2 protein-coding genes and 1 pseudogene are annotated in these 7,115 nt (G+C 38.1%); all 3 read left to right on the top strand.

The genetic code is table 11. From position 1 onward, the window contains the following. On the top strand, positions 1-1,212 hold a 1,212-nt coding region (locus DZ60_RS25485), incomplete at its 5' end, for a hypothetical protein (protein ID WP_051477709.1). Positions 1,213-1,240: 28 nt separating this feature from the next. Continuing rightward, positions 1,241-6,427, top strand: a complete 5,187-nt coding sequence (locus DZ60_RS0121590; RefSeq protein ID WP_025744090.1) for a Calx-beta domain-containing protein — start codon at positions 1,241-1,243, stop codon at positions 6,425-6,427. A 338-nt stretch (positions 6,428-6,765) separates the two neighbouring features. After that, positions 6,766-7,115: pseudogene (locus tag DZ60_RS23655) on the top strand (gliding motility-associated C-terminal domain-containing protein); the annotation flags it as partial.

Below are 7,115 nucleotides of genomic sequence, written 5' to 3'. Positions count from 1 at the left end.
GGAGCAACAGGTGCAACAGGTGCAACGGGAGCCGATGGCGCTGACGGAGCAACAGGTGCAACAGGTGCAACAGGTGCTGATGGTGCCGATGGAGCAACAGGTGCAACGGGAGCCGATGGTGCTGACGGAGCAACAGGTGCAACAGGTGCTGATGGTGCCGATGGAGCAACAGGTGCAACGGGTGCTGATGGTGCCGACGGAGCAACAGGTGCAACGGGAGCGACAGGTGCTGATGGTGCGGACGGAGCAACAGGAGCGACAGGTGCTACAGGCGTAGGAATTCCACAAACGTTATCCATTAGTGATCATGACATTACGCTTTCTGATGGAGGAGGAACGGTTACCGTACCAGATAATACCATTTATAATATTGATGGAACATTAACAGGAAATAGAACCATGACAATGGGTACTAACCTAATGAATTTTGATACAGGAGCGGACAATAGAGGTACGCTGACTATACAAAGAACAAATAACAACAATGAAATAGGAATTGCTTTCCAAAATTCAGGAAACTTTTATGATGCTGCAATTTCACTGGGAGCTGGCTCAGGAGTAGGTGGATTAAATTTCTTCTCAGGAGGTAATCATTCTACAACTGATGCAATAGTTCAAACATTATCATTGCAAGAAGATAATCAAATTGAGTTTTCTCAATATGGTTCTGCTAATACATATCAATTTGACAATAACTCCCCTACTCGATTTTTAGGAATTGAAGCAGACGGTGATGTTGTTACTGTAGATCCATTAACAATAAGTACAGATGATCAAAATGCCTCTGAAGTTCCTCTGGTAACACCAGTAGATATGGATGAAGCTGGAGAAACATCTCCAACAAATGAAACTACTGTAGAAGAAGCAATTCAAGCAATTGCTCCGATAACATCAAAAGCGGCGAGAATATTCTATCCTCCTTCTATAGAAATTGATGCGTCTACAAATGGTACGTTTACGGTAAATTTATACACACAGTATACTACTCAATTTGGTACTCCAACAGTAGCAAGTGCAGGAGCACCGAATGCATTACCGACATATGGAGCAACAGAATTATATTACTATGTAACATATGCCGATCCTACAGTATTCGATACGACTACGCCTGGTGCGATGTCTATTGATGCAAATGGAGTCTTAACGTATACTATTATAGGACAACCTTTAGACTATAACACTTTGATTAATGTAGTATTTGTTGTAAAATAATTTTAAAGTATAAAATATACAACCGCATATGATAAATCATATAAAAACCATATACTTTAAACAATTAGTTATTGTGATTTCACTTGTACTATTGTCTAATTCTGTATACGGACAAGAGTATGAAGATGACTTTAACGGAGGAACCGATTATTCTAATTCTAGTGGTGCTCTAAATTGGACTACTAGTTGGATAGAAGTTAATGATGGTGGTAGCGGTGCAGCGGGTGGTAGAATTGAAATTGTATCTAATCAACTTGAACTACAGAACATTCAAAATGGTGGTGGTGGTGGTTCCAGCCGAAGCATTAGCCGAGTCATTGATTTATCTGCGCATACAGCCGTTACACTTACATTAGACTACAACAGAACAGCAGGAGACGAAAGTGTTGATGTGGATCTATGGAATAATACAACCTCTAGTTGGGAGACTGTCGCCACTACAGCGGCATCAGGTACGATAACTCATATACTAACTGCGAATCAAATTTCTGCCTTTTCTGAAATACGATTTATAAGCGGTAGTGGTAATTGGGGCGGCGGTGGCGGTGTCCGAGAAACTGTTTATATTGATGATGTACGATTTACTCCTACCGTAACAACCCCTAGCATATCAATAGACGATGTCACAGTAGATGAAGACGCAGGAACAGCTGTATTTACAGTAACTCATTCAGGAGCAAGTACCACAGGTAGTTTTACAGTAGAATATGCAACTGCTGATAACTCAGCGGTAGCACCTGGAGATTATACTGCTACTACAGGAACACCAACAATAACTTTTTCAGGAACCAGCCCCGAAACACAGACAATTACAATATCAATAACCGATGATGGGGTAGAAGAAAATTTGGAAACTTTTTTTGTAGATTTAAGTAATCCAAGCGATGGTTCAGTAACTATAAGCGATTCCCAAGGAATTGGAACAATAGTAGATGAAGATGCCTTGATCATGTCTAATGGTAGCGTCACCACATGTAGTGCCAATTTTTATGATTCAGGGGGTAGTGGAGCAGAATATTCTAATAATGAACCAGACTATGTCTATACAATTTGCCCGGATACTCCGGGATCACAAATTGTAGTAGATTTTACATTTTTTGAAGTTGAAGATGCCGGAGGTACTATTTGGGATTATTTGCAAGTATATGACGGAACTGGTACAGGTACATTAATAGGAACATATTATAATACTGACGGATCAAACTCCCCAGGAACTATAACTTCTAGTGCAACTGACGGATGTTTAACATTTTTATTTCACTCTGATGGTTCGATAACTGAAGCTGGATGGGAAGCCACTGTTTCATGTACAGTAACTACTCCAGAATTATCAATTGATGATGTTACTGTTAATGAAAATGCAGGAACCTTAGACTTTACTGTCTCACATACTGGCAGTCCTACTACCGGAAGTTTTACTGTAGAATATGCGACAGCGGATAACTCTGCAATTGCTCCGGGAGACTATACTGCTACCACAGGAACCCCTACCCTTACCTTTGTTGGAACAAGTTTAAGCACACAAACAATTTCTATCCCTATAGTCGATGATAATATAGCAGAATTAGCAGAAACATTTTTTGTTAACCTGAGTAATGTTAGTGACCCCTCTGTTACTATAGCCGATACCCAAGGAGAAGGAACTATAAATGCCGATGATCTAGGCACCGTTGCTGTAAATAGTATTTCAGTAAGTGAAAATGTAGGGACCGCTACCTATACGGTTACTTTATCGGGTGGTGATATACCGGGTGGATTTACGGTAGATTATACAACCGCTGATAATACTGCGGTGGCTGGCTCTGATTATACAGCAACATCAGGAACATTAAATTTCTCAGGAACTGATGGTGAAACACAGATTATTAGTGTGCCCATAATTGATAATAGTTTCGCTGAAGCTAATGAAACATTCTTTATCAACCTGAGTGCTTTAAGTTCTGGATTAGTATCTTTAGGAAGCAATGGTACAGAAACTATTACCGATGATGGCGACCCCGCCATCCCCTCTAATGTTCCTTTAACCTTGTTTGATGAATTTAATGGATATTATGATTATGCACTTACCGGAGGAACCTTTAGAGATAGTGATACGAATACCTGTTCTATTGTAACCTCATCTTCAAATACATTGACCACGACTATTCCTGGCTCTGCCGTCATAGAAAAAGCATATCTATTTTGGTCGCACTCGGGAGATGAGCCTGATGAGTCTGTAACATTTGCAGGTCAAACTGTATTTGCACAGGTAATTAACGAAGCTACATTCGGTGTTCAGCCATATTACGGAATGGTTAGTGACGTAACCTCAGTTGTTAATAACCCGATTAATGTTCCAGATCCAGCCACTCACAACTATACCGTAACCGATCTTACTATTGATAATACCGATAACACATGGTTTTATTGCGGAGGAAACACCACCTTAGGAGGTTGGAGTTTGATGATTTTTTATACAGATACATCATTACCTGCCGTGAGTATCAATTTATATAATGGTTTTGACGGAGAACAAAATTCATTTCAAAGCTATACATTAAGTGGCTTTTTTGCAATTGGATCTACAGGATCCAAAACCTCTATACTCTCTTGGGAAGGAGATCCAGGTACAGATAATGTTGAACAAATACAACTAACTACAACAGCAGGTACTACGACATTAAGTGGTGATGGTGATAACAATGGAACTACGGTTAACAATCCCTTTAATTCTACAATTTATGATGATACTGCCGTACCAATTGTAAATGATACTGACGGAAGAGGTCTTGATTTGGACACCTATGACATTTCTCCTCTTATTGCTCAAGGTGAATCGTCTGCTACTACAGCAATAACTGCAGGAGGAGATTTCACTATCCTTAATGCCGTGTTAATTAAAGTACCAAGTAACCTTATTACAGGAACTATTTTTGAAGACATCAACTATCCTGGGGGGTATGGAAGAGATATTACCACTGCTTCTGGAGTAGGAATAGAAGGTGTAACCGTAGAGCTATATGATAATTCTGGCAATTTGGAAGATTCTGACATTACTGATGTAAACGGAGATTATAATATTGGAGGCATGGCCAATGGCACATACACCTTAAGAGTTGTCAATAGTACGGTAACATCTACTCGAGGTGGAGGCGATACATGTACGGCCTGTCTACCTGTTCAAACATTCAGAGCAGAATATGCATCAAACTCATTAACCAATATAACTGAAGACGTTGGAGGAGTAGATCCTGCTGCACAAGATACTGCCGCTGGTATTTTGACAGGAGCTCAATCTATTTCTACAATAACAATATTAAATGAAGGTGCTGTAGATGTAGATTTTGGTTTTAATTTTAATACAATTGTCAACACCAATGAAAATGGTCAAGGGTCACTTGAACAGTTTATTATTAATTCTAATGGACTAGATGAAACCGGACTGAATATAGAAGCGAACAGTATTTTTAACCCAGCTGCTGGTGAAGACATTTCAATTTTTATGATTCCTCCGACCAGCGACGTATTGAACAGACCAGCTGATTCTAATTTTACTAGTGGTTACTTTGATATTTTTATTGATAATGCGGTCACTCTAACTACTATTACTGACAATAACACCCATATTGATGGAAGAACACAAACCGCATATTCTGGAGACACGAATACAGGAACTGTTGGTTCTGGTGGAACTACAATAGGAACATCAGCTACTGCCCTACCCACTTATAACCTTCCCGAAATCCAAATTCATAGAAATGATGGTGATGTGTTAAAATTACAAGGAGATGATAATGTAATTAGAAATGTTGCAGTGTATGCAAATAATAATGCCGGAGTACGTATAGAGTCTGGCTCAAGTACCGTTACAGAAAACTTACTGGGAGTAAATGCTGATGGAACTTTTTTACAAAACATTGATTATGGCGTCGAAGTAACTGGAGGAACTGCAATTATTAGTAGTAATTATATTGCAGACAATACGGATGCGGGTATACTTATTAACGGAGGAACATCTTCTCTAATACAGAATAATCATATAACTGATAACGGAGAAAACTCCTGTCGTAATAATATTATTGTGAATAATGGTTCTGGCGTGGTGATTCAAAATAATTTGATCGAAAATGGAGAAGCTCTGAATATTGATGATAGAACAGGAAATGTCACAATTACCGAAAATACAATTACGGCTTCAGGAACAAACGTTGCTTGTACAGAAAATTATGGAATCAAAGCTGGTGGCAATAATTCTATAATTACAAATAATATAATTTTTAGTAATGCTGGTGCTGGAGTGGCAATAACAGGAGGATCAACTTCAGGAAATCTTATCTCTCAAAATTCTATCTATGCTAACGGAACCTTATCAGATGCACTTGGAATAGATATTAATGCAGATGGGGTCAGTATAAATGATAGCGGTGATCCGGATGCTGGACCAAATGGAACATTAAATTTTCCTGTTTTTGAATCTATAACTGTATCAGGTACTACTCTAAATGTTATTGGATGGTCTCGTCCTGGAGCGACCATAGAATTTTTTATTACAGATATTAATCAAGGTACCGCAACCGCTGGAGATAATGCATTAGGATTGACTCAAGATTACGGAGAAGGTCAAATATATATTGGATCGGCCACAGAAGGAAGTGTAGATGATTCTGATGGCAGCTCATCTTCATATAGTGATGCCGATGGAAATGCGGATAACACTAACAAGTTTAATTTTAATCTAACGCTAGGATCTACAATTCCGGTAGGTACCACGATTACTGCTACTGCTACAATTTCTAACACTACTTCGGAGTTCGGAAATACATATCCAGTAACTGGAGCTACGGTAATTACCAACCGTAGAATAACATATAGAGTAACACCAGCGTTGACAAGCCCGACTGGAACATTAACGACAGATTTGATCATAAATAATTTTGATGATGGACAAAATGGGGCTGGTAATTCGTATCAATTGCAAATACAGAATAACACTGCTGTTGGTTTTAATTATCAGATATGGGTACAAAATGTACCATATGCTTCGATTCCTGGATTAACATTAACAAACCATACTCTTAATACAATCGATAATGGTGATGGCACATATAGTTATCTCTTTACCAGTACTACGGCACTCGGCGCATTTCAGAATAGAATGATCACTGGTTCAGGAGGTGCTCCAACTCCTCTTGGTAGTGGCCCAGCCTGTGGCTGTGTAACTTTTTACAAATTATGACAGATAACAGATTTCAATTTAAAAAAAATATGTAAAACACTATCTCAAATAGTTGACCTTTCATAAATAATCAAAACGCAATAAAAATCAAGTAAAGTTTCATTATGATCTAATTTATTATATTTACTAATACAAGTATATACTGTTCATACCCAGTATTATTGTTTTATCTAATAATACGATTTAGTATATACATAATTTTTTAAAACATTCGTCGAAAGTAAAACGCATTTAGTCGTCAAAAACACCCGCTTAACCGTCAAAAAAATTAGTTCTTCAAAGAACCTAATATATTTGCCATAAGTTATTTACTGTCAAACAGTATTACCCCTATGATTATGGAAAAAATATTCTTTATTGCTTTATATCTTATGTCTTCTGCTACAATAGCACAACAAGCATTTCATAACTTCGGAAATATACAAATTCATGATCAAGGTGAAATTGGTTTTCATACAGATGTTATTAATGACGGAACTTTTGATCAAAACCTTGGATTCACAGGATTTTACAATGCAACAGGAAACCTTACAGTATCAGGAAATAACACCCCTGTATTTTATGATGTAGAAATTGACGTAGTTGATGATCTATTTTTGGATGTTGCCATGGGAGTAACTCATTTTCAGGAATTCGTGAACGGTCGCGTTCAAACACCAAGAGATGTTAGAATGATCTCGCTAGATTA

Origin of the sequence: Aquimarina pacifica, from assembly GCF_000520955.1 — a bacterium.
GTDB classification, from domain to species: Bacteria; Bacteroidota; Bacteroidia; order Flavobacteriales; family Flavobacteriaceae; genus Aquimarina; species Aquimarina pacifica.
Note: the sequence above shows the minus strand (reverse complement) of the source record. Positions and strands in the feature narration are given on the sequence as shown.

Coding starts and splice junctions, on each gene's coding strand:
- DZ60_RS0121590 (WP_025744090.1), top strand. CDS start 1,241: ATGATAAATCATATAAAAACCATATACTTTAAACAATTAGTTATTGTG.